Source organism: Gemmiger sp. (assembly GCF_057431175.1).
Map to the genome: position 1 here is coordinate 19,784 of NZ_DBMDDV010000001.1, position 22,222 is coordinate 42,005.

General features: G+C 58.5%; 19 protein-coding genes, 1 CRISPR repeat array and 1 riboswitch. Of the genes, 15 read left to right on the forward strand and 4 right to left on the reverse strand.

What is annotated here, in order from left to right:
* Positions 1-194 precede the first annotated feature (194 nt).
* The 9 genes from cas9 to ACZO0A_RS00160 all read left to right on the forward strand — a co-directional run bounded on the left by cas9 (position 195) and on the right by ACZO0A_RS00160 (position 12,507).
* A complete protein-coding gene (gene cas9 / locus ACZO0A_RS00120) occupies positions 195-3,428 on the forward strand; it encodes a type II CRISPR RNA-guided endonuclease Cas9 (RefSeq protein WP_302375047.1) in 3,234 nt (1,077 codons plus the stop codon).
* Positions 3,429-3,431: 3 nt separating this feature from the next.
* Positions 3,432-4,313 carry a type II CRISPR-associated endonuclease Cas1 gene (gene cas1, locus ACZO0A_RS00125; protein WP_302375049.1) on the forward strand — a complete coding sequence of 294 codons (882 nt, stop codon included), beginning with the start codon at positions 3,432-3,434 and terminating at the stop codon, positions 4,311-4,313.
* A gap of 4 nt (positions 4,314-4,317) precedes the next feature.
* On the forward strand, positions 4,318-4,626 hold the full coding sequence (cas2, locus tag ACZO0A_RS00130) for a CRISPR-associated endonuclease Cas2 (protein WP_291210713.1): 309 nt from the start codon (positions 4,318-4,320) through the stop codon (positions 4,624-4,626).
* 48 nt (positions 4,627-4,674) lie between these two features.
* A CRISPR array of direct repeats spans positions 4,675-5,370; the repeat unit is 36 nt; unit sequence ATTATACCATACCAAGAGCTATTAGGGAACTATGAC.
* 88 nt (positions 5,371-5,458) lie between these two features.
* Positions 5,459-5,554, forward strand: a riboswitch (PreQ1-III riboswitch).
* Positions 5,555-5,560: 6 nt separating this feature from the next.
* Positions 5,561-6,085: a QueT transporter family protein gene (locus ACZO0A_RS00135; RefSeq protein ID WP_302375050.1), complete on the forward strand. Its 525-nt coding sequence runs from the start codon at positions 5,561-5,563 to the stop codon at positions 6,083-6,085.
* 13 nt (positions 6,086-6,098) lie between these two features.
* Positions 6,099-6,746 carry an HAD family hydrolase gene (locus ACZO0A_RS00140; RefSeq protein ID WP_294779850.1) on the forward strand — a complete coding sequence of 216 codons (648 nt, stop codon included), beginning with the start codon at positions 6,099-6,101 and terminating at the stop codon, positions 6,744-6,746.
* 82 nt (positions 6,747-6,828) lie between these two features.
* The gene (locus ACZO0A_RS00145; protein WP_294779853.1) at positions 6,829-7,734 is read left to right on the forward strand and encodes a DMT family transporter; all 906 of its coding nucleotides are present in this window, start codon (positions 6,829-6,831) and stop codon (positions 7,732-7,734) included.
* Positions 7,735-7,996: 262 nt separating this feature from the next.
* Complete coding sequence (gene secA / locus ACZO0A_RS00150) at positions 7,997-10,867, forward strand: preprotein translocase subunit SecA (protein WP_215692384.1); 2,871 nt, start codon at positions 7,997-7,999, stop codon at positions 10,865-10,867.
* 219 nt (positions 10,868-11,086) lie between these two features.
* Positions 11,087-11,491 (forward strand): DUF3783 domain-containing protein, encoded by a 405-nt coding sequence (locus tag ACZO0A_RS00155; protein ID WP_302375053.1) that lies wholly within the window; start codon positions 11,087-11,089, stop codon positions 11,489-11,491.
* The gene (locus ACZO0A_RS00160; RefSeq protein ID WP_302375054.1) at positions 11,488-12,507 is read left to right on the forward strand and encodes an FAD:protein FMN transferase; all 1,020 of its coding nucleotides are present in this window, start codon (positions 11,488-11,490) and stop codon (positions 12,505-12,507) included. The genes ACZO0A_RS00155 and ACZO0A_RS00160 overlap by 4 nt, the downstream gene beginning before the upstream one ends.
* A 379-nt stretch (positions 12,508-12,886) precedes the next feature.
* On the opposite strand, the gene mgsA is transcribed toward ACZO0A_RS00160, so the two are convergent.
* The 4 genes from mgsA to ACZO0A_RS00180 all read right to left on the reverse strand — a co-directional run bounded on the left by mgsA (position 12,887) and on the right by ACZO0A_RS00180 (position 16,815).
* Entirely contained in the window at positions 12,887-13,291 is a 405-nt protein-coding gene (mgsA, locus tag ACZO0A_RS00165; RefSeq protein ID WP_215694045.1) for a methylglyoxal synthase, read from the reverse strand.
* A gap of 36 nt (positions 13,292-13,327) precedes the next feature.
* On the reverse strand, positions 13,328-14,068 hold the full coding sequence (locus ACZO0A_RS00170; protein WP_252261672.1) for a nucleotide-binding protein: 741 nt from the start codon (positions 14,066-14,068) through the stop codon (positions 13,328-13,330).
* 196 nt (positions 14,069-14,264) lie between these two features.
* Positions 14,265-16,055 (reverse strand): peptidoglycan D,D-transpeptidase FtsI family protein, encoded by a 1,791-nt coding sequence (locus tag ACZO0A_RS00175; RefSeq protein WP_302375074.1) that lies wholly within the window; start codon positions 16,053-16,055, stop codon positions 14,265-14,267.
* A gap of 91 nt (positions 16,056-16,146) precedes the next feature.
* Positions 16,147-16,815, reverse strand: coding sequence for an MreC domain-containing protein (locus ACZO0A_RS00180; protein WP_302375075.1), 669 nt, complete (start codon positions 16,813-16,815; stop codon positions 16,147-16,149).
* Positions 16,816-16,931: 116 nt separating this feature from the next.
* On the opposite strand from ACZO0A_RS00180, the gene ACZO0A_RS00185 reads away from it, so the two are divergent.
* From ACZO0A_RS00185 to ACZO0A_RS00210, 6 genes are all read left to right on the forward strand, one after another.
* Positions 16,932-17,738 carry an HAD-IIB family hydrolase gene (locus ACZO0A_RS00185; protein ID WP_291210698.1) on the forward strand — a complete coding sequence of 269 codons (807 nt, stop codon included), beginning with the start codon at positions 16,932-16,934 and terminating at the stop codon, positions 17,736-17,738.
* 1 nt (position 17,739) lies between these two features.
* Positions 17,740-18,264, forward strand: a complete 525-nt coding sequence (locus ACZO0A_RS00190; RefSeq protein ID WP_291232321.1) for a DNA-deoxyinosine glycosylase — start codon at positions 17,740-17,742, stop codon at positions 18,262-18,264.
* A 49-nt stretch (positions 18,265-18,313) separates the two neighbouring features.
* Positions 18,314-18,943 (forward strand): 5-bromo-4-chloroindolyl phosphate hydrolysis family protein, encoded by a 630-nt coding sequence (locus ACZO0A_RS00195; protein WP_291232322.1) that lies wholly within the window; start codon positions 18,314-18,316, stop codon positions 18,941-18,943.
* Between the two features lie 27 nt (positions 18,944-18,970).
* Positions 18,971-20,155 (forward strand): toxic anion resistance protein, encoded by a 1,185-nt coding sequence (locus ACZO0A_RS00200; RefSeq protein WP_291232323.1) that lies wholly within the window; start codon positions 18,971-18,973, stop codon positions 20,153-20,155.
* Positions 20,156-20,407: 252 nt separating this feature from the next.
* Positions 20,408-21,043: a LemA family protein gene (locus ACZO0A_RS00205; RefSeq protein ID WP_291232324.1), complete on the forward strand. Its 636-nt coding sequence runs from the start codon at positions 20,408-20,410 to the stop codon at positions 21,041-21,043.
* A 22-nt stretch (positions 21,044-21,065) separates the two neighbouring features.
* Complete coding sequence (locus tag ACZO0A_RS00210; protein ID WP_302370556.1) at positions 21,066-22,076, forward strand: TPM domain-containing protein; 1,011 nt, start codon at positions 21,066-21,068, stop codon at positions 22,074-22,076.
* The last annotated feature ends 146 nt before the right edge of the window (positions 22,077-22,222 follow it).

Here is a 22,222-nt window from a genome sequence, read left to right on the forward strand (position 1 = left end):
ATACTATAAACAGTTCTTATACCATACCAAGAACTATTATGGTTGCTATGATAAGGTCATGGGACCGTAAAGCTCTGACGCCCTGTCTTATGACAGGGCGTCATCTTTTTTGTCAAATTTTCGTGGAAAATGTCAGTTGCCGTGTGATTCTTTGTGCGGTATGATAATAGTAAAAAAGAAAAGGTGTGGTGAATATGAAGCACCCCTATGGAATTGGCCTGGATATTGGCATTGCGTCTGTTGGCTGGGCCGTGGTAGCGCTGAACGAAAATGCAGAGCCTTATGGACTGATCCGCTGCGGCTCGCGCATATTTGACAAGGCGGAGCAGCCCAAAACCGGAGAAAGCCTTGCTGCGCCGCGGCGGGAAGCCAGAAGCACGCGCCGCAGACTGCGCCGCCGCAGCTTGCGCAAGGCAGACTTGTATGAGCTGATGGCGCAAAACGGCTTGCCGGGCAGAGCGAAAATAGAAGAAGCGGTGCAGGCGGGCCACCTGCCGGATATCTATGCCCTGCGTGTGCAGGCGTTGGATGGCCCTGTAACGGCGACGGACTTTGCCCGAATTTTGCTGCACTTGATGCAGCGCCGTGGTTTCCGCAGCAACCGCAAGGCAGATGATGCCCAGAAAGACGGAAAGCTGCTGCAAGCAATCGATGCCAACACGCGCCGCATGGAAGAAAACCACTACCGCACGGTTGGCGAGATGATGTACCGCGACCCGGTGTTTGCAGAGCATAAACGCAACAAGTCGGAAAACTATCTTTCTACGGTCAGACGGGATCAAATCGTGGAGGAAGCGGTACAGCTTTTTGCTGCGCAGCGCCAGTATGGTGCGGCGTGGGCTTCGCCGGAAATGGAAGCGGAGTACCTTACGATTTTGACGCGTCAGCGTTCGTTTGATGAAGGCCCCGGCGGAAACAGCCCCTACGGCGGCAACATCGTTGAAAAGATGGTGGGAACCTGCACGCTTGAAGGACAAGCCGAACCGCGTGCAGCCAAAGCAACTTGGTCGTTTGAATATTTTACGCTGCTGCAAAAAATCAATCATATCCGCATTATAGAGAGCGGTGCGGCACGTATACTGACGGCAGAAGAACGGCAAGAATTACTTTCCGTATGCTATCAAACGGACAAGTTGGATTTTGCCAGGATACGCAAGGCTCTTGCCCTGTCGGAACAGGCAAGATTCAATATGGTGCGATATCGGGACGGACAAACAACTGAGGATTGCGAGAAAAAAGAGAAAATTGTATGTCTCCCCTGTTACCACAAAATGCGCAAAGTGCTCAATACCTTGCGGAAAGACTACATCCGCAGTGTCAGCCGCGATAGGCTGGATGCAGCGGCAACGGCGCTGACAATGTATAAAAATGAAGCTACGCTCAGAGCAAAGCTGGAAGAAGCGCAGTTTGAACCGCTGGAAGTTGATGCTTTGATGACGCTGCCCAGCTTTAGCGGGTTCGGGCATATTTCTGTCAAAGCGTGCCGAAAACTGATCCCCTATTTGGAACAAGGACTGAACTATAACGACGCTTGCAAAGAAGCGGGATATGACTTTCAGGGAAATTACCGTGGTGAAAAATCGCAGTTCCTGCCTGCGTCCACAGAGGAAATGGAGGACATCACAAGCCCGGTGGTGCGGCGTGCGGTGGCGCAGACTATCAAAGTTGTCAATGCAATCATCCGCGAGCAGGGAGAAAGCCCGGTCAATATCCACTTGGAGCTGGCGCGGGAGATGAGCAAAAACTTCCAGCAGCGCAATGACCTTGACAAGGCCATGAAAGGCAATAACGCCGAGAACGAGCGTTTGATGAAAGACCTGCATGAACTGTTCCCAGGGAGAAATATCACAGGTCAGGATCTTGTAAAATACAGGTTGTGGAAAGAACAGGATGGGCGGTGTGCGTATTCGCTGCAGCCGCTGGAACTGGAAAAGGCCATTACTGTTTCAGGTTATGCGGAAGTTGACCATATTGTTCCGTACAGCATCAGCTTTGACGACCGCCGTGCGAACAAAGTATTGGTGCTGGCGTCGGAAAACCGCCAGAAAGGCAATCGCCTTCCGCTGCAATATCTGCAAGGAAAACGACGGGATGATTTTATTGTCTACACAAAAGCAAGTGTAAAAAATTACCGCAAGCGTCAAAATCTGCTAAAGGAGAAGTTGAGCGAAGAAGACAGCAAAGGTTTTATGCAGCGTAATTTGCAGGACACACAGTATATTGCAAGTTTTATGCTGAACTACATTCGCAGCCACCTTGCGTTTGCAGATTTCCCTGCGGCAGGTAAGAAGCGTGTGGTTGCTGTAAACGGCGCAGTTACAGCGTTTTTGCGCAAACGCTGGGGGCTTGGCAAGGTGCGTGCTGACGGCGACCTGCACCACGCCGTAGATGCGGCGGTCATTGCCTGCACGACGGATGGGATGATCCAACGGGTGTCGCGGTTCTACACGCATATCGAAACCTCGGACACCCGGGGCGAGCGCTTCCCGGAGCCGTGGCCGCGATTCCGGGATGAGCTGATGCAGCGTTTGTCGGCCTGCCCGCAGGAAAATTTAATGCAGATCAACCCGGTATATTATCAAAATGTGGATATAGCAAGCATCCAGCCGGTGTTTGTGTCGCGTATGCCGCGGCATAAGATGACGGGAGCGGCACATAAGGAGACGATAAAGGGCCGCTTGGATGATGCGCATACGGTTCAGCGCCGGTCGATTACAGATTTGAAGCTTGACAAAGAGGGAGAAATTGCAGGATATTTTAATCCGAGCAGTGATACCCTGCTGTACAATGCTTTAAAGGAACAGCTGACAGCTTTTGGCGGCGATGGGAAAAAGGCATTTGCAGAACCGTTCTTTAAACCGCGTGCCGATGGAACGCCGGGAGCACAGGTGCGCAAGGTTAAAGTGTATGATAAAGCCACCAGCATGGTTGCAGTCCATGAAGGAAAAGGTGTGGCCGACAATGATACGATGGTACGCATTGATGTCTATTTTGTGCCGGGCGACGGCTATTACTGGGTGCCGATCTATGTGGCAGATACGGTGAAACCGGAATTGCCCAATAAAGCCGTAGTCGCATACAAAAATTACGATGAGTGGAAGGAAATGGACGAAGAAAACTTTTTGTTCTCACTTTGTCAGAATGACCTGATTCGTATTGAAAGTAAGCGCACAATGAAATTCAAAGTGCAAAACAGTGACAGTACACTGGAAAAAGAAACACAGATGAATTGCGGCTTGACCTATTTTGAAGGCGGAAATATTTCGTCAGGTGCCATCACGGTAACTACGCATGATAACGCGTATATTGTAGGAAGTCTTGGTTTTAAAACCCTGCAAAAGGTTCAAAAGTATCAGGTCGATGTCCTCGGTAACTACACCCTAGTCAAAAAAGAAAAGCGTCAGAACTTCCCTGCACAACGGAGGTGACCTATGTCCTACCGCTGCCTGATGATCGTAAACCCGGCGCGTATCCGCTGCAAAAATGAGCAGCTTTTGATTGAAACCGAAGAAGTTCATTCTGTGCCAATCGAGGATATCAGCGCCATTGTGCTGGAAAGCCGGCAAAGTACGATAACAACGGCTGCGCTGGCGGCACTGGCGCAAAACGGCGTGGTGACGTTCTGGTGCGATGAAACACACTTGCCGTGTGGTATCTCGCTGCCATTTGCACAGCATAGCCGCCAGTTGGGCGTGCTGCGCTGGCAGATGGAGCTGACACTGCCGACGAAAAAGCGGATGTGGCAGCAAATCGTGACGGCAAAAATCAAAAACCAGGCGGAATGCCTGGCCCTGTGCGGCAAAACACAGGCGGCGGCGTTCCTGTTTGGCCGTGCCAAGGCAGTGACAAGCGGCGATAAGGACAATTTGGAAGCCAGTGCGGCGGCCTACTATTTCCCCGCCCTTTTTGGGGCAGGCTATACCCGCCGCAATGAGGATACCCGGAATGCGGCGCTGAATTATGCTTATGCAATTTTGCGCGGGTACATGGCACGCTGTTTGGCGGTATACGGATTTTTGCCCTGTTTAGGGCTGCACCATGACAGCGAACTGAACCAGTTCAATCTGGCGGATGACCTGATGGAACCGTTCCGTCCGGTAGCTGATTTGTACGTGGCCGCGAATGTTGCCGAGGATGCAGCCATGACAACCGCTTTGAAGGGGCAGTTGGTGAACCTGTTGAATGCAGATGTTCTTTCCGGGAATCAGCACCACAGCGTTGCTTATGCGATGGAACGAATGGTGCAAAGTCTGCGTGGGCAAACATTGCAGCTGCCAAAACTGCTGGAATATAAGCAGCACAGCTATGAGTAAATTTATGAGGATGATCGTTTTCTTCGATTTGCCGGTGCAGACAAAGACGGAACGGCGGTATGCAACGACTTTCCGGAACTTTTTGCTGAAAGACGGCTACCATATGCTGCAATTTTCTGTGTATGCGCGTGTATGCAACGGCAATGATGCAGTCAAGAAACACGAAAGCCGCCTGAAGGCATCTCTGCCGCCAAACGGCTCAATTCGATTGCTTGTTGTGACAGAAAAGCAATACCAATCTATTCAAATACTTCTAGGAAATTATCAGCCGGAAGAAGCACCGTTTGTGTGCGAACAGCTGAGTTTTTTCTAAAACAAAAAGCGCATCGGACCGCAATCCGATGCGCTTTTTGCATAGCCTATTATACCATACCAAGAGCTATTAGGGAACTATGACGTCTCCAGGGCAGTCTGCGATGCAATGCCTATTATACCATACCAAGAGCTATTAGGGAACTATGACAGCGTAGCGTTCTGGATGAATACGCTGTACATTATACCATACCAAGAGCTATTAGGGAACTATGACTATATAGCTTTGCGACAGCGGAGACAAGGAATTATACCATACCAAGAGCTATTAGGGAACTATGACTTATGAGTAGGGTCAAAACGATAAACGGAAATTATACCATACCAAGAGCTATTAGGGAACTATGACTCTGAAGCTGGCCTCGATGTGGATCGGCCTATTATACCATACCAAGAGCTATTAGGGAACTATGACGCGTGATGCAGTCCGTGCCGAGCTGTACGAATTATACCATACCAAGAGCTATTAGGGAACTATGACCCTGCAACGGCTGCGCCTGCTAAAACCGAAATTATACCATACCAAGAGCTATTAGGGAACTATGACATTGAGGTTTCGCTGGGCTTCTCGGTTGCTATTATACCATACCAAGAGCTATTAGGGAACTATGACAACAGAGAAATCACCAGCGGCGAAAAGCTAATTATACCATACCAAGAGCTATTAGGGAACTATGACATCCGCCTTGCAGCAGCTCACGATCTCGCCATTATACCATACCAAGAGCTATTAGTAAATCACAACACCCCCAAATAAAATCCCGCTAGTCCCAAAATTTCTTCCCCGCAGGCCTTGAAACGGTCTGCGGGGTTTGCTATAATTTAAATTTGTTGAGCAACTTAGGATTTTAGGCTCCACCGCGGCTTGCTGCGGTGCAAACCCCGCAAGCCTGGCGGTCTTGCGCGCGGTCAAAATCTATCCGCCGGAGTATTGTATGAATCAGAAAAAACTGTCCGTTCACAGCCTTGTGCGCTGTGCTGTCATTGCCGCAGTGTATGTGGTCGTCTGCCTGGTGCTGGCCCCCTTCAGCTATGTGGCTGTCCAGGTGCGCGTGGCCGAGGCCCTGTGCCTGCTGCCGGTTTTCGGCGCGGAGTACATCGTCGGCGTTACGCTGGGCTGCTTTTTGGCCAACCTGCTGGGCTCTACCGTCATTGACGTGGTGTTCGGCACGCTGGCTACCCTGCTGGCCTGCCTGCTGACTTACAAGCTGCGTGATATCCGCGTAAAAGGGCTGGCAATTCCGGCATCCCTGCCGCCTGTTGTTTTTAACATGATCATTGTGGGCGCGTTCGAGATCACCTTCTTCTTCTCGGACGGCGCACCCACGGCGGCCCTGGCGGCGTTCAACGCCGTTACGGTGGGCATCGGAGAGCTGATCAGCTGCACGATTTTGGGCGTGGCCCTCGTTAAGCTGATTGAGAGCAACGCGGCCCTGCACAAGTTCTTTACAGAAGAATAACGAGGTAACTTCTATGCGCCCGGAACTGATTTTGTGGGATTGGAACGGTACCCTGCTGGATGATGTCGAACTCTGCGAAAACGCGCTCAACCGTCTTTTGCAGCGCTACGGCTACCCCCAGCGGTACGACCACGAGCAGTACCGGGCGATTTTTGGCTTCCCAGTCGAGGATTACTACGTCCGCGCCGGGTTCGACTTCACCCGCCACAGCTTTGCCGAGCTAGCGGAAAGCTACATGGAGGATTACATCCCGGCCAGCGCCACCTGTCCGCTGATGGCAGGGGCCGTTGACGCGCTGGAAGCGTTCAAAAATGCCGGGCTGCGGCAGGTGATTCTGTCGGCAAGCCCGGTCACAACGCTGACCCGCCAGGTGGAAGAACGCGGTGTGACGCCGTATTTTGACCGTCTGCTGGGACTGGGCGATATCTATGCCAAAAGTAAGGTGGAGGTCGGGCTGGCCTATTTGCAAGAGGAAGGCTTCGACCCGGCGAAGGCCGTGATGATAGGTGATTCCGTCCATGATTTTGAGGTGGCCCAGGCGCTGGGTGTGGGCTGTGTGCTGCAATCGAGCGGCCACCAGCCGCCCGAGACATTGTGCCAGACCGGTGCATCGGTGGTGGCAGGGCTGCGGGAAGCGGCGGAGTTGATTTTGAAAAAGTGAGCCGTGCGGCGCGGGGCGTCAAGGGCGCCGCCCCCTACAACCGTAGAGAGGCATTGGAAATGATAGGCAGAGAGGTACAAAAATGTCTGACCGTGTAAAAGGCGCCTACCTGACGATGGGCGGCGCGGCGTGCTGGGGCGTTTCGGGCTGCATGGGGCAGTACCTGTTCACCCGGGAAGGGATGGATTCCACCTGGCTGGTGCCCATCCGGCTGTTTCTGGCGGGGCTGATTTTATGTGCGTTCTTTTTTGTCAAAAACCGCAAAATGCTGTTTGACCCATGGAATTTCAAGAAAAATCCGCGCAACGTCGTTGATCTGCTGATTTACGGCCTGGCGGGCGTCAGCTGCTGCCAGTTCACCTATTTTCTGACGATCCAGCTGTCCAGCGCTGGCATGGGGACGATCTTGCAGGACCTCTCCCCTGTCATTATTCTGCTGGTGGTCTGCATCCAGCAAAGGCGCGGGCCGCGGGTGTTTGAGATTTTCTCCATCCTGCTGGCGCTGGTGGGGGTGTTCCTTATCACGACCCACGGCAGCCTGACCGACCTTGCTATCAGCCCGGCGGCGCTGGCGTCGGGCGTTGTCAGCGCCTGCTGCGTCGCCATCTATACGATGTGGCCCAAGAAATTGCAGGAGCAGTACCCCACCCCGATGCTGCAGGGCTGGGCGTTCTTGATGGGCGGCACGATGTTTTCCCTGATCTTCCGCCCCTGGACGATGAATTATGTGCCGACGCCGATGGGCGTGTTCGGTATTTTCACGGTCGTGGTGCTGGGCAATGTGCTGGCGTTCAGCCTGTATATGTCGGGTGTGCCGCTCATCGGCCCGCAGAAGTCCAGCCTGTACAGCTTTGCTGAGCCGGTCACGGCGGCTATTATCAGCACCTTGGTGTTGGGCTCACCGTTTACGCTGTGGGATGCCCTGGGCTTTGGCTGCATCTTTTTGATGCTGGTGCTGTTGAGTCTGCCGGCGAAAACAAAAGCGTAATAGATTCGAGAGGCTGTCCGCAATGGGCAGCCTTTTTTGCTGCCGTGTAGGGGCCGGACATGTCCGGCCCTCAACCTGCCCGCGAACGACCGTCCGCCTTTATGCTGCGGGCCGGACATGCCCGGCCCCTACAACGCTATAATAAAATAAACCCATCCTAACTATGAATTGACATATCCCCCTCCCTGGGTGTATTATAGTATCATGTGTAAAACTATATAGCCGCACCTCTACACGCGGCGGAAAATACAGGGGAACTGTTATGTCTTTTTTTGAAAAACTGTTCGGCTCTTTCTCGGACAAGGAACTTAAGCGCATCAATCCCATCAAGGACAAAGTCCTTGCCCTGGAGCCGGAAATGGCTAAGCTGACCGATGAGGAACTGCAGGCCAAGACCACCGAATTCAAAGAGCGCCTGGCCAAGGGCGAGACGCTGGACGATATCCTGCCGGAGGCGTTCGCCGTCTGCCGTGAGGCCGACTGGCGTGTGCTGGGCATGAAGCCCTATCCGGTGCAGATCATCGGCGGTATTGTGCTGCACCGCGCCTGCATCGCCGAGATGCAGACCGGTGAAGGCAAGACGCTGGTTGCCACCATGCCTACCTACCTGAATGCCCTGACCGGCGAAGGCGTCCACGTTGTCACCGTCAACGATTACCTGGCCCGCCGCGACTCTGAGTGGATGGGCAAGGTCTACCGTTTCCTGGGTCTGACTGTTGGTCTGGTCGTCCACGGCGTGGAGTCCATCGACCGCAAGAAGGCCTACGAGGCCGACGTCACCTACGGCACGAACAACGAGTTCGGCTTCGACTACCTGCGCGACAACATGGTCGTCTACAAGGCAAACATGGTCCAGCGCGGCCACGCCTTTGCCATCGTGGACGAGGTCGACTCCATCCTCATCGACGAGGCCCGTACCCCGCTGATCATCAGCGGCAAGGGTGAGGATTCCAGCGTGATGTACAAGCGCGCCGACGACTTCGCCAAGACGCTGAAAAAGAGTGTCATCGTCGAGCTGGACGACAAGGTTGAGGCTGAGGAACAGGTCGACGGCGATTACGTTGTGGACGAAAAGCGCAAGACCGCGACCCTGACCGAGTCGGGCGTCAAGAAGGCCGAGGCGTTCTTCCACGTGGATAACCTGGCCGACGCCGACAATATGTCGCTGCGCCATTATATTGACGGTGCCATCAAGGCCCGCGGCGTTATGCACCGCGACACCGACTACATCGTCAAGGACGGCGAGGTCATCATCGTTGATGAGTTCACCGGCCGTCTGATGTACGGCCGCCGCTTCAATGATGGTCTGCACCAGGCTATTGAGGCCAAAGAGGGCGTCACCGTCGCCGCCGAGAGCAAGACCCTGGCGACTGTTACCTTCCAGAACTACTTCCGTATGTACAAAAAGCTGTCCGGCATGACCGGTACGGCCTCCACCGAGGCCGATGAGTTCAGCGAGATCTACGGCCTGAACATAGTCAGCATCCCCACCAATAAACCCCGTGCCCGTAAGGATCTGCCCGACAGTGTCTACAAGACCGTCAACGGCAAGTACAACGCCGTCATTGAGCAGGTCGCCGAGTGCCACGCCAAGGGCCAGCCGGTTCTGGTCGGCACCGTCAGCGTCGAGAAGAGCGAGGCTTTGTCCAAGCTGCTGAAAAAGAAGGGCATCGAGCATAACGTGCTGAACGCCAAGCAGCACGAGCGCGAAGCTGAGATCGTTGCCCAGGCCGGCAAGCAGGGCGCTGTGACCATCGCCACCAACATGGCTGGCCGTGGTACTGATATCATGCTGGGCGGCAATGTCACCTACATGGCTAAGGCCGCGCTGAAGAAGGAACTGTCCAAGGAACTGACCGCCGACCTGGCCCAGCTGAAGGACGAGTACGAGCACGCCAAGGCCCGCGCCAAGGCCAACGGAACCGAACTGCCCATCCCGCCGGAGGCTGGCATTGACGCGAAATTGGAAATGCTGATGACCGAGTGTGACGGCCACGCCGAAACCGAGGACGCCGAAATTCTCCACGCCCGCAAGCGCTTTGAGGAACTGTGCGAGGAGTTTGCCCCCGAAGTCAAGCGCGAGGCCGAAGTCGTCCGCGAGGCGGGCGGCCTGTTCATCATCGGTACCGAGCGCCACGAGAGCCGCCGTATCGACAACCAGCTGCGTGGCCGTGCAGGCCGTCAGGGCGACCCCGGTGCATCCCGCTTCTTCCTGAGCCTGGAAGATGACCTGATGCGTATTTTCGGCGGCGAGCGCGTGCAGAACCTGATGGACTCCCTGGGCCTTGACGAGGATGTCCCCATCGAGAACAAGCTCATCACCAACACGATTGAGAGTGCCCAGAAAAAGCTCGAAGCATCGAACTTTGCAATTCGTAAACAGGTGCTGCAGTATGACGACGTCATGAATCAGCAGCGCGAGATCATCTACAAGCAGCGCCAGATGGTGCTGGACGGCGAGGATATCTCCGGCAAGCTGCACGAGATGATGCGTCAGTCCATTGACGATGCCTGCGCGAACTACCTGAACGGCGAGACCGCCGACGATTGGGATTTCGCGGGCCTGCGCCGCCACTTTATGAACTGGCTGTGCCTGCCCACCGACTTCAACTACACCACCGAGCAGCTCGGCGACCTGACCAAAGATGGCATCGCCGACGAACTGTACAAGCGCGGCATGGATATCCTGACCGCGAAGGAGAAGCGCTACGGTGCCAAGACGATGCGCGAGTTGGAGCGTATCTGCCTGCTGCGCAATGTTGACTCCAAGTGGATGGAGCACATTGACAACATGGACCAGCTCAAGCAGGGCATGGGCCTGCGCGGCTACGGCCAGCATGACCCGGTGGTCGAGTACCGCATCGAAGGCTTTGCCATGTTCGATGAGATGATCGCCTCCATCCGCGAGGATGCCGTGCATATGCTGCTGACGATCGAAATCCGCCAACAGAACGCCGAGCCGAAGCGTGAGCAGATCGCCAAGCCCACCGGCGAGGGTGCCCCGAACCAGGCCGGTGCCAAGGGTGCCGCCCCGGTGCGCGTGACAAAGATCGGCCGCAATGACCCCTGCCCCTGCGGCAGCGGCCTGAAGTGGAAGAAGTGTACCTGCAAAGAGTACCACCCCGACCTGTAATTCATCATCAAGGCGCCGCCCGGAACAAGGCGGCGCCTTTTTGTAGGGGGCGGCGTCCTCGACGCCCCGCAGCTTTCCCGCAACGACCGTTAATGGGGGAGGCCGCGGGCCGGGCATGCCCGGCCCCTACACCATTTCCTGTCGGTTTCTTGGGGCTGATTCCATATCCGCCTGCCCGTTCCCGTGACCACCCCTTCCCTTTCAATGAGGTGAATTTCTATGAAAGCCAGAATCATCCGTGAACCCCGGTGCGCCCTGCTGTGGCGCATTGATGAAAGCTACCCCAACTACGCCGCCATTGAGCGCGCGGCCAAGCGATATGAGGTGAAGCTGCGCCGTGTGGCAGATGGCGACCTCGGCGGCATTGTGGGTGACCTCTGCGCGGGTAAGCCTGCCCCGGTGTTTGCCCCGCTTATCGCCGTGCCGGACCGCCCGGCTATCATCATCAGCGGCCTGCGCCACGACAATGGCGAGCTGGGTGCGTTCCTCGACCTTGTCAAAATAGGCGGTGCATCCATCCCGGTGCGCAGCATGGTCACGCCCACCAGCAAGCAATGGACGCTGGCCAACCTGTTGCTTGAATTAAACACGGAACACGAAACTGTGCAGGGAGACAAGGCGTGAAGCGCTGTCTTGCCGCGTTGGCGCTGGCCGTGCTGCTCTGCCTGCCGCTGACTGCCTGTCAAAAACAGCAAAATTTGTACAGCGCGACCTGGTTTGATCTGTTCGATACGGTCGCCATCGTGCAGGGGTACGCCGCCGGCCAGGACGAGTGGAACGCTCAGGCTGCCGCCGTGCAGGAAGATTTGTCGCGCTATAACGAACTGTTTGATATCTATAACCACTACGACGACGTTGTGAACCTGTACGACGTCAACGCCGGGGCCGCTGCCGCGCCAGTGGCTGTTGATGACGAGCTGTACGCATTCTTGCGCTGGTGTAAGGACACCGTTTACCCCACCACCGACGGCGCGACGAACATTGCGGCGGGCGCGGTGCTGCGGCTGTGGCATGACGCGCGGGAAAGCGACTCCCCTGCCCCGCCCGATGCAGAGGCCATTGCGGCGGCGCTGGAACATATCGACATAGAAAATCTGGTGCTCGATGATGATGCCCAGACCGTCTATTTCGCCGACCCCGCTATGACGTTGGACGTCGGCGCGGTGGGCAAGGGTTACGCCGTGGAGCAGGCCGCCCAAGCGGCCCAGGCCCGCGGCCTGACAAGCGCTCTGCTGAACATCGGCGGCAACGTCCGCGCCATCGGCACCAAGCCCGGCGGCAAGCTGTGGACGGCGGGCGTTGAAAACCCATGGGGCGACGACCCGGCGTACATCCAGGCTGTGGAGCTGGCCGACGGCGACAGCCTGGTCATCAGCGGCGACTACCAGCGCTATTTTGAGTACGGCGGCGTGCAGTACGCGCATTTGATCGATCTGACCACCGGCTGGCCCGCCCGCTATGTCAGCAGCGTGGCCGTACTGGCCCACGCTGACACCGGCGGTCTGGCGGACGCTCTGTCCACCGGCTTGTTCTGCCTGCCAGAATCCACCGGCCAGACCCTTGCTGCCCAGAACCACTACGCCGTCCTCTGGATGCACCCCGACAAAACCACCCAAAAAAGCAACGATTGGCCGCAATAAAACAAGAGCCACCGACCTTTTTAAGCCGGTGGCTCTTATGATATCATGATATAATACAAAACGTATGAAAGGGCACGCGAAAAATTCAAAAGGGGCACAGCCAAAATCAAGAAAATTCAAGGGAGAAAAACGGAGAAACGAGTCAATTAAGGCTCGCTCCACTCCGTTCCGCTCGCCGCCCATTATTCCTCAATGCTTTTCCAAAAATCACTCTAAAACGCGGGAATCCAAGATTTTTTCTTATAGATTTCTTCGATTCCTCTCAAAAATGGCAAACAAAAAAGACCCCAAACACCCGGAGGTGCTGGGGTCTTACAATTATTTACCTGTGGTTGTCCTTTTTGATTTCTTGTTGTGCCCTACATCAAAAACGTATAATTCACCGCTGCGGATTGATGATTTCGCGCCAATCCAAATCGCCGTGCTCCAGGCCGTGAATCAGGACCTCGGCGGTGGCAATGTTGGTGGCGACCGGGACGTTGTGTACGTCGCAGATGCGCAGCAGGTTCATCTCGTTCGGTTCGCTGGGTTTGGCACTGATGGGGTCGCGGAAGAAGAGCAGCATGTCCACTTCCTCGCAGGCGATGCGCGCCACGATCTGCTCGGCACCGCCGTGACCGCCGGGCAGAAACTTTGTTACCTTCAGCCCAGTGTTCTCCTCAATCAAGCGGCCGGTCGTGCCGGTAGCCAGCAGACGGTGCTGCTCCAAAATATGGCGGTAGGCCATACAAAACTGCACCATCAGCTCCTTTTTGGAGTCGTGGGCTATCAATGCGATCGTCATAGAAAATGCCACCATCCTTCGCAGCAGAATTACAAGTTAAAAGGTAAGCGGAACGCGCTGTCCGCACAAACGTTTTGCCATAGCCTGTCCGGCCGCCACGGCGGGGTCGCCCGCGGGCGGCACGGTGCCGTTGGCCCCGGCCAGCTGCAGTACGCGGCTTTCGGGTATCACGGCCAGCAATTGGGCACCCACGGTGTCAATGCACTCATCCAGGTCAGCCACAGCGGCGTTTTTGCCAAAGCTCTCGCGCCTGACGCGGTTCATCACCAACCGCACGGCGCTTTGGGGGCGTGCCCCGGCCAGCAGCCGGTCCGCCACAATTTTGCCGTCGCGCAGGGCGACCGGGTCGGGGGTCAGCACCAGAAGGGCCTTGTCCGCCACGGCGGCGGCCGCCGTGAACGGCGCACCCATCCCGGCGGCGGTGTCCAAAATCACAAAATCGAAATAGGGGCGCATGGCGACCAGAAGCCGCCCCAGGGGTGCAGCATCCACCGCGCCGCCCTCATAGGGGGCGCTGATGACCGACAGCCCAGGGTAAAGCGGGCTGGGCACAACGGCCTTGGCCCCCTCGCATCGGCCGCAGAGGACATCCTCAATGTCATAGACGGTGCGGCCGTAGACGCCTGCAATAATGTCCACGCTGCGCAGACCCGAATCCAGTTCAATGAGCAGGACCTTCCGTCCCAGCCGCGCCAAACAGGCCCCCAGCAGCACCGAAACCGTGCTTTTGCCGGTGCCGCCCTTGCCGGAGCAGACCATGATACACTGTGCGTTCATGTCGGCTCCCTTCCGCAGTTGTGCAACACTATCTCTCGTATATTCTAGCACATTTCCGGATGAACTGCAACTGGCTTTTTGTCAGAAAAGGACACCTTCTTTTTGAAGAAAATCACGATAAGGTATACTTTTTAATGCACAAATATGGACAAAATGCACAAGAAATAGCGATGGGCTGCGAAAAAATGGAAACGTTTCATATCCCGAACACGGCGTCCAGCACCGCCCGCAGGATGGGCGCGGCGTTGGCCCCGCCCCCACCGTATTCCAGCACGACGGCCACGGCGATCTGCGGGTCGTCGGCGGGCGCGTACCCGATGAGCACCGAGTTGACATAGTGGCTGCCGCCAGGTAAAGTGTCAGCCAGCTGCGGACTGCCCGTTTTTGCAGCGCAGACGACCGGGGCCTCCCGCAGCACGCGGGTCGTCTGGGCCATCCGCTTCATGCCGTCCCGGATGGGGCCAAACACGGCCTCGCCGCCCGGCACGGCGGTGAAGGTCGGTGTGTACTGCCACAGCGTCTCGCCGGTGGCGGCGCTCACGGCGCGGTCGGCGTAGTGCAGTGCGGGGCGCTGGCCGTAGTTGGCCAGCGTGGCGGCGTAGGCGGCCAGCTGCAGCGGCGTCACGGCGGTGTTCCCCTGCCCGATGGCTGCCATCAGCGTAAGCCCGGCCTGGTAGTTTCCGTCGCTGGACCAGGTCAGACGGCCCCGGGCTTCGGCAACCTCAACACCGGTGGGGGCGGCCAGGCCCAGCTGCTGCGCCATGGCGGAGAAAGTATCCACCCCCAGCCGCCGCCCGACATCGTAAAAAAAGATATTGCAGCTGTGTTCCAGCGCGGTGCGCAGATCGACCAGACCGCTGTGGCCGTATTGCAGGCAGCCGGGCTGGTAGCCGCTGTAAAAGCCGTACCGCCCGGTGCAATTCACGGTGGCGGCAGGGTCAATGCCTGCAGTCAGCGCGGCGGCTGCCACGGCGGGCTTGAAAGCCGAACCCGGCGCATACAGCCCCTGGGCGGTGCGGTCCAGCAGCGGCGCGGCGGCATCGGCGGCAAGGGCCGCGTAGTCCGCACGGCAGGCGTTCAGGTCAACCCCCGGCACGCTGGCGGCGGCCAGGATGCCGCCGGTTTTCACGTCTACGACCACGGCGGCCCCGGCGCGGCACTCCCGCCCGGCCCCAGCGGCCTTGGTGGTTTGTAGGGTGTGGATTTGCGAAATCAGTGCGTCTTGCAGTGCTTTTTGCAGGGAGCTGTCCACCGTCAGTACCAGCGCGGCCCCGGGCACGGCCTGCCGCAGCTGCGCGGTGCGGCGCACGGCCCCGTCAAAACCGGTGTTGATGAGCACCCGCCCATCCTGCCCGCGCAGCAGGTCGTCGTAGGCGGCTTCCAGCCCGCTCTGGCCGATGACGGCATCCATGGCCAGGCCCCGCGCTTTGGCGGCGGGCCATTGCGCGGCGGTGATAGGGCCGGTTAGGCCCAGCGCGTGGGGCAGCAGCGTACCGCCCGGCCAGCTGCGCACGCCCCGGGCGGCGGGCCGCACCGCGCCGCTCTGCACAAGGCCCGCCGTGTAGAAGGCGGTCAGCATATCAGCATCCGCGCCCCGGGCCACGGCCAGCTCCCCCGCCGAGGCGGCAGAACAAAAGGCAGCAAGCTGTGTTTCCACATCCTTGCTGCCTGTCAGGGTCTCTATGTTTTTTACAGTCTCGCGCAGGTCGGTCCCCGGCGGGGCCGGGATACGCAGGTATAAATCGTACACGGTGGTGTCCCGGGCCAGTACCACGCCGTTTGCGTCGGTGATGACGCCCCGCGCGGCGTGCTGGGTTATGGTGTAGCTGGCCGAACTGGCCTCGGCGGCTTTGTCGGCGTAGTAGTCGGCGCGGGCAAACTGCATCCAGGCCAGCCGGGCAAAGAACGCCGCAAACACCGCGCCGCACACGACGGCCAGCACCGCCACGCGCAGACGGCGGCGGTGGGTATTTTTGCGGTTGGACATGGAATCACCTCGAAAAATATAGATGGATTTATGGGGCATTAGCCCGCGAAAAATACATATTTATTGTACGCAATTTTCGACGAAAAAGCAATTACTTTTTCACGAAATAGACGCTGGCGCACAAATCGGCGGTATCGGCCAGGGCAGCGCTGGCGGTCAGGCCATCGGCGCCGGGCATAGGTGCGACGGCCAGCGTGCCCAGCCAGTCGCCGCTCGGCGTTGTCACGACGTCCCCCGCCGCTAACCCGCAGTCGGCGGGCAGACCGGTCAGCTGCCATATCCCCGGTGTGACCAGCCCGGCATAAGCCCCACACAACCCGGCAGTCCGGACCAGCGCCACGGTGCAGGTGTCGCCGTCCACGGCGGTGACGATGCCCGCATACCGCCCGCCTGCGTCCAGCACGGCGGCCCCGGACACGGCCCCCGGACAAGCCAGCGTGAAGCCGCCCACACCCCGGGCAAGGACCCGCGCCGGGGCCACAGCGGCGCTGACCCGCCCGCACCCGGCCAGCCGGCGCAGGGCATCGTTCTCGGCCAGGGCATCGGCACTGCGGGCAAGCTGCTGGTGCAGCGTGAAATTTTCGGTTTGCAGCGCGTCGATCTGCGCCGTATACCGCGCCCCGACGAATCGGTCGATAGAAGCAGCCGTGCCCGGTACAACAGCGGCCAGCCACGGCCCAGCCAGCAAAACGGCGGCCAACACCAACGGCAGAAGCCACCACCGCCGACGCCTGTGGGAATGCGAAAGATCCAGCTGCACAAACATCACCCCAAAGCAGAATATGCCTTGCGGGAGGGGGTTAGACTTTGGTATAATAGAAAACAATGATAAAAGGATGTGGGAGCGATTCCATGAAACCAAGTGAGGTCAACCCTATGAAATATAAACTATTATTACTCGATATCGACGGTACGCTGCGGCCGGGCAGCTGTGAGCGTGTACCCAGGGAAAATGCCGAGGCCGTCTGCGCTGTGCAGAAGGCGGGCGTTAAAATCGCTATTGCCACCGGGCGCGGGCGCATCGGTGTGGGCAAGGGTCTGCTGCGCAGCATTCGGCCGGACTACTGGGTCTGCGCGGGCGGTGCCCAGCTGGTGGACTACAAGGGTGCGGATCTGGCCTTGCACCGTCTGACGACCGAGGAAATGTACGCCCTGGTGGACTTTTTTGAAAATTACGACCTGCCGCTGCGGTTCACCTTCCACGATGCGAACCACGCCTATATTGGCTACGAGGAGTTCGCCCGGCGCGAGCGAGAGAAAAACCTTGCGCTGAACATCGTGGACGGAGAGGATCAGGACCATCACCTGACGGAAATGCCCTTCGGCGCGTTCGGCTTTTTGCCGCAGGCGATGGCCGAAAAATTCCAGGAACAGTACGGCTACCTCGGGCTGAACTTCCTCTTCTCCTACCCCGGCAGCGACGGCTGCGATATCCTGCAAAAGGGCATCGACAAGGGTACCGGCCTGTTGGAACTGGCCAAGCTCGCAGGGCTGGACCCGGCGGACTGTGTGGCCGTGGGTGACGGCGATAACGACGTCGCTATGTTGAAAGCGGCAGGCCTGGGCATTGCCATGGGCAACGGCAGCGCCGCCGCCAAGGCTGCTGCGGATCGCACCGGCCCAGACGCTGAACCCCACGGCATTGCCGAGCTGTGCCGCGAACTGTGGCCGGAGGCGTTCTAAGATGGCCGGGTACACCCACGTCGGCCCCGGGCTGCCGCCGCTGCACGGCGCTCGCGCCAATGCGCTGATTTTAGGCAGCTTCCCCAGCCCCAAAAGCCGGGAGCAGGGCTTTTTCTACGGCCACAAGCAGAACCGCTTCTGGCCGATGATCGCCGCTGTGACCGGGGAGCCTGTACCCGATTGGGCCGACATCGAGGCGAAGAAAGCTATTATTTTGAATCACGGCCTGGCCGTGTGGGATACCATCGGTGCCTGCGATATCAAAGGCGCGTCGGATGCGTCCATCCGCAACGCGGTTCCCAACGATGTAGCTGCGCTGATACGCAAGCTGGGCGTGCAGGCGGTGTTCTGCAACGGCGCGGCGTCGGGGCGCATCTATACAAAATATGCCGAGCCGCTGACCCACCTGCCCGCTACCGTGCTGCCCAGCACCAGCCCCGCCAATGCCGCATGGTCCCCCGCCCGCCTGCAAGCCACCTGGGGCGCAGCATTGGAACCATTTTTGCAGCTAACCGGTTGCAAGTGAACGGATTTTGTTCTATAATAGGTATATATTATATTGGAGGGACTGTTGCATGACCAACTGGCTGGAAAAAACCAAACGCCCGGTGCTGCCCATCTATCTGGCGGCGCTGGTCTGGCCCATTATGGCGCTGGTGCTGCCCATCTACACGCTGGGCGGGCTGATCGCCACGGCGGTCATCAGCGCGGGCGTGTATATCGCGGGCACAAAACTCTGCCCCGTGCGCGTCGTGCGGGTGCCGGTCGCTTACGCCACCGGCAGTGAGGACGTGGACGCCTTGCTCAACGGCGTCACCGCCAACCTGGACGCCCTGCACAAACTGAATGACGAAATTCCCGACAAGCAGCTTTCCGACGCGATGGACCGCATGGAAAAAGCGGGCCGCAGCATTGCGGACACCGTGGCAAAGACCCCGGACAAAGCGCGCAATATCGATCGTTTTGCCCGCTACTACCTGCCGGAGATGGTCAAGCTGATGGGCGCTTACGCCGAGCTGGAAAAGCAGGGCGTCAAGGGCGAGAATGCTGACCAGATCGAAGCTGACCTGCGCCGCAACGCCGATACCACCGCCGCCGCCTTTGAAAACCTGCTGGACGCGCTGTACAGCGCCGAGGCAATGGATATTTCGACCGACATCGAGGTACTGGACAGCATCCTGAAAAGCCAGAACCTTACGAAATAAAAGTATATGCAGAAAGGACAAACGACCATGGCTGACCTGAACAATGAACTGGATCTGAACGCCCCTGTTGCCCCTACCCTGACCCTGGACTCTGCCCCCGCCGCCCCGACGCTGACCCTTGACCCCGTCGCTGATGAAAAAATCGTCGAGGAAAGCAAGAAGGCAACTCCCGTGCAGGTGGAGGATACCCCCCTCTCCCCTGAGGAGCAGAAGATGGTCAACGATTTTGCCGAAAAAATCGACCTGACTAACTCCCAGATGGTCTTGCAGTACGGTGCCGCCAGCCAGAAAAAGCTGAGCGACTTCTCCGAGACGGCGCTCTCCCGCGTCAAGACCCAGGATATGGGCGAGACCGGCGAGCTTATCACCGGCCTGATTGCCGAACTGCAGGGCTTTGACGCCAACGCCGAGCAGCCCAAGGGTATTCTGGGCTTTTTCAAAAAGACGTCCAACAGCATCGAGCAGCTCAAGACCCGCTATGACAGCGCCGACAAAAACGTCGAGCGCATCAAGGCGAAGCTGGAAGATCACCAGGTCGTCCTGATGAAGGACATTGCCATGCTCGATAAGATGTACGAGTACAACCTCGTCTACTTCAAAGAGCTGACGATGTACATTCTGGCTGGCAAAAAGAAGCTGGCTGATGTGCGTGCCAATGAGCTGAAAGCCGCCCAGGAGAAGGCCCAGCGTACCCAGCTGCCTGAGGATGCCCAGGCCGCCCGCGACCTGGCCGATATGTGCGACCGCTTTGAGAAAAAGCTCTACGATCTGGAGCTGACCCGCAACGTCTCCATCCAGATGGGCCCGCAGATCCGCCTGATCCAGTCCAACGACACGATGATGGCCGAGAAGATTCAGACCACCATCGTGAACACCATCCCCCTGTGGAAGAACCAGATGGTGCTGGCCCTGGGCATCGCCCACAGCCAGCAGGCTATGGCCGCCGAGCGCGCTGTGACGGATGCCACGAACGAACTGCTGAAGAAGAATGCTGCCACGCTGAAACAGGGCACCATCGATATCGCCAAGGAGTCCGAGCGCGGCATCGTGGATATCGAGACCCTGCAGCAGACGAACAAGCAGCTGATCGAGACGCTGGACGAGCTGAACAAGATCCGCGCCGACGGTAAGGTCAAGCGCGCCAACGCCGAGCAGGAGCTTGGCCGCATTGAGGGTGAACTGCGCCAGAAGATGCTGGAGATCAACGGCTGAGAAGCTGCGTTGTAGGGGGCGGCGTCCCCGACGCCCCGCAAATTGGCACACGATTTCCGGGTGGTTGCAGGGCGGGCCAGCCCTCTGACCGCCGGGGAGGGGGCAAGACCCCTCCCTATATGCACAGCCATCCCGGGGCAGAGTATGTAGGGGCGAACATGGTTCACCCGCGCCGAGAATGGCAGACGACCGTTTTCCATAACCGTGCGGGCCGGGCATGCCGGCCCCTACGGTGCAATACAGGTATTTGCAATGCAACTTGAACAACAGGAAACCTTTACCATCCATGGCCCGCAGCTGGAAGTGCTGGGCGAGGTCGAGTCAAAACTGCCCGCCCCGGCCAAAAAGCGCAGCATGGCATCGGTCGTGCTCGTCGCGCTGGCGCTCGTGTCGGTGTTTGGCATCGGCGGGGCAAAGCTGAAAGGAAAATACAACGATACAGCGAAGCTCTACACCGCCATCGACAAGTACAACAACAGTATCCAGACCGATTTTGGCACCCAGGCGGACGCGGCGGCTAACCTCATCAAGCAGGTCGGCTACCTGGAAAACGTCCCGACAGAGGCCCTGCAGGACGCCCGGGTCGCGCTGGAAGTCTGGAACAACACGGCAGCTGACCCCGCCGCCCAGTACAACGCCAACCGCGATTTGTATAACGCAGTGGATGCACTGTACGCGGCGGTCAATAATAAAGTGGACGCCAGCACCCAGCAGGCCATCAACAACCAGTACAACGCCTTTGTCTCGGCCCAGGCCACCATTGAACGCGCGGCTGCGGCCTACAACCAGTCGGTGGAGAGCTACGAGACGACGACCGCTCAGTTCCCCGCCAATGTGATTTCCGGTATATGGGGCGTGCGGGAAATTTCCCAATTTGCACCCCAATAAACCACGATAACAAGGGAAAATTATGAAACTGAAAACATTTGCCAAACGCGCGGCGGCTGCCGGTGCGGTGGCGGCGGCGCTGGTGCTGACCGCACTGCCCGCCCTGGCTGCGCCCGCCGTGGATGTGGATGCCAAAAACCCGGTGGCCGACCACGCAAATATTCTCTCGGCGGATACCGAGGAATACATCTACGCTATTTCCAGCCAGCTGTCCGATGCCTGCGGTGCGCAGATCGGCGTCTACACGGTGGAGGAAGCGCTGGGCAACACGACGATGGAAGGCTTTGCCTACAACGTCTTTACGGCCTGGGAGCTTGGCTCGGCTGACCAGGACAACGGTGTGTTGCTGCTGCTGGCCCCTTATGAGGCGGACGGCGGCGACTACTACATCATGCGCGGCACCGGGTTGGAAAGCCGCCTGAGTGTCAGCACGCTGGGTTCGCTGCTGGATGAATATCTGGAACCCTACTGGGCAAAAGGCGATTATGACACGGGTACGCAGAAAACCGTGCGGGCGCTGGCCGATAGGCTGTGCAGCATCTATGGCGTGACGCTGAGCAGCGATACCGGCAGCACGACGTACCGGACAGGACCGAACATTATGAGCATGATTCTTGTGATTCTTGCCGTTATCCTGATTTTGTGGATCGTCTCGGTGCTGCTGCGCCCGCGCCGTCCACGCCCGCCGCGCGGCCCCGGATATGGCCCCGGCCCCGGCGGCAATGCGGCATTCTGGTACGGCGTGGGCCGTGCCTCCCGGCGTCCGCGCCGCCCGCCGCCCCCTCCCCCGCCGCGCGGTGGTGGATTTGGCGGCCCTGGCCCGGGCGGCCCGCGTCCCGGCGGCGGACCCCGTCCCGGTGGCGGCCCCAGGCCCAGCAGCCGTCCTTCGGGTGGGTTCCACTCGGGCGGCGGTTTCAGCAGCGGCGGCGGTGTAGGCCGCAGTCGTCCTTCCGGCGGCTCGCGTCCCTCGGGCGGCGGGTTCCGTTCCGGCGGCGGTTCCACCCGCGGCGGCGGCGTGGGACGGCACCACTAATGTAAAAAGCTTTTCCCCGAGGGGCTGCGCCCGCAGGCGCGTGTCGGAGCGCAACCGCCGTAGGCGGCTCTTGGCGCGTAGACTGAAGGTGGCCTGCAGGGCCGGATGAGGGGCGGCTTCCCCGCGAACGAGGTGTAACGGCAAGG

Excerpts from the sequence above, each read along its gene's own strand:
- ACZO0A_RS00185 (WP_291210698.1), top strand. The coding sequence starts at position 16,932 with ATGAAATATAAACTATTATTACTCGATATCGACGGTACGCTGCGGCCG.
- ACZO0A_RS00145 (WP_294779853.1), top strand. The coding sequence starts at position 6,829 with ATGTCTGACCGTGTAAAAGGCGCCTACCTGACGATGGGCGGCGCGGCG.
- ACZO0A_RS00170 (WP_252261672.1), bottom strand. The coding sequence starts at position 14,068 with ATGAACGCACAGTGTATCATGGTCTGCTCCGGCAAGGGCGGCACCGGC.
- ACZO0A_RS00200 (WP_291232323.1), top strand. The coding sequence starts at position 18,971 with ATGGCTGACCTGAACAATGAACTGGATCTGAACGCCCCTGTTGCCCCT.
- cas2 (WP_291210713.1), top strand. The coding sequence starts at position 4,318 with ATGAGGATGATCGTTTTCTTCGATTTGCCGGTGCAGACAAAGACGGAA.
- ACZO0A_RS00195 (WP_291232322.1), top strand. The coding sequence starts at position 18,314 with ATGACCAACTGGCTGGAAAAAACCAAACGCCCGGTGCTGCCCATCTAT.
- ACZO0A_RS00140 (WP_294779850.1), top strand. The coding sequence starts at position 6,099 with ATGCGCCCGGAACTGATTTTGTGGGATTGGAACGGTACCCTGCTGGAT.
- cas1 (WP_302375049.1), top strand. The coding sequence starts at position 3,432 with ATGTCCTACCGCTGCCTGATGATCGTAAACCCGGCGCGTATCCGCTGC.
- cas9 (WP_302375047.1), top strand. The coding sequence starts at position 195 with ATGAAGCACCCCTATGGAATTGGCCTGGATATTGGCATTGCGTCTGTT.
- ACZO0A_RS00205 (WP_291232324.1), top strand. The coding sequence starts at position 20,408 with ATGCAACTTGAACAACAGGAAACCTTTACCATCCATGGCCCGCAGCTG.
- ACZO0A_RS00210 (WP_302370556.1), top strand. The coding sequence starts at position 21,066 with ATGAAACTGAAAACATTTGCCAAACGCGCGGCGGCTGCCGGTGCGGTG.
- ACZO0A_RS00175 (WP_302375074.1), bottom strand. The coding sequence starts at position 16,055 with ATGTCCAACCGCAAAAATACCCACCGCCGCCGTCTGCGCGTGGCGGTG.
- mgsA (WP_215694045.1), bottom strand. The coding sequence starts at position 13,291 with ATGACGATCGCATTGATAGCCCACGACTCCAAAAAGGAGCTGATGGTG.
- ACZO0A_RS00155 (WP_302375053.1), top strand. The coding sequence starts at position 11,087 with ATGAAAGCCAGAATCATCCGTGAACCCCGGTGCGCCCTGCTGTGGCGC.
- ACZO0A_RS00135 (WP_302375050.1), top strand. The coding sequence starts at position 5,561 with ATGAATCAGAAAAAACTGTCCGTTCACAGCCTTGTGCGCTGTGCTGTC.
- ACZO0A_RS00190 (WP_291232321.1), top strand. The coding sequence starts at position 17,740 with ATGGCCGGGTACACCCACGTCGGCCCCGGGCTGCCGCCGCTGCACGGC.
- secA (WP_215692384.1), top strand. The coding sequence starts at position 7,997 with ATGTCTTTTTTTGAAAAACTGTTCGGCTCTTTCTCGGACAAGGAACTT.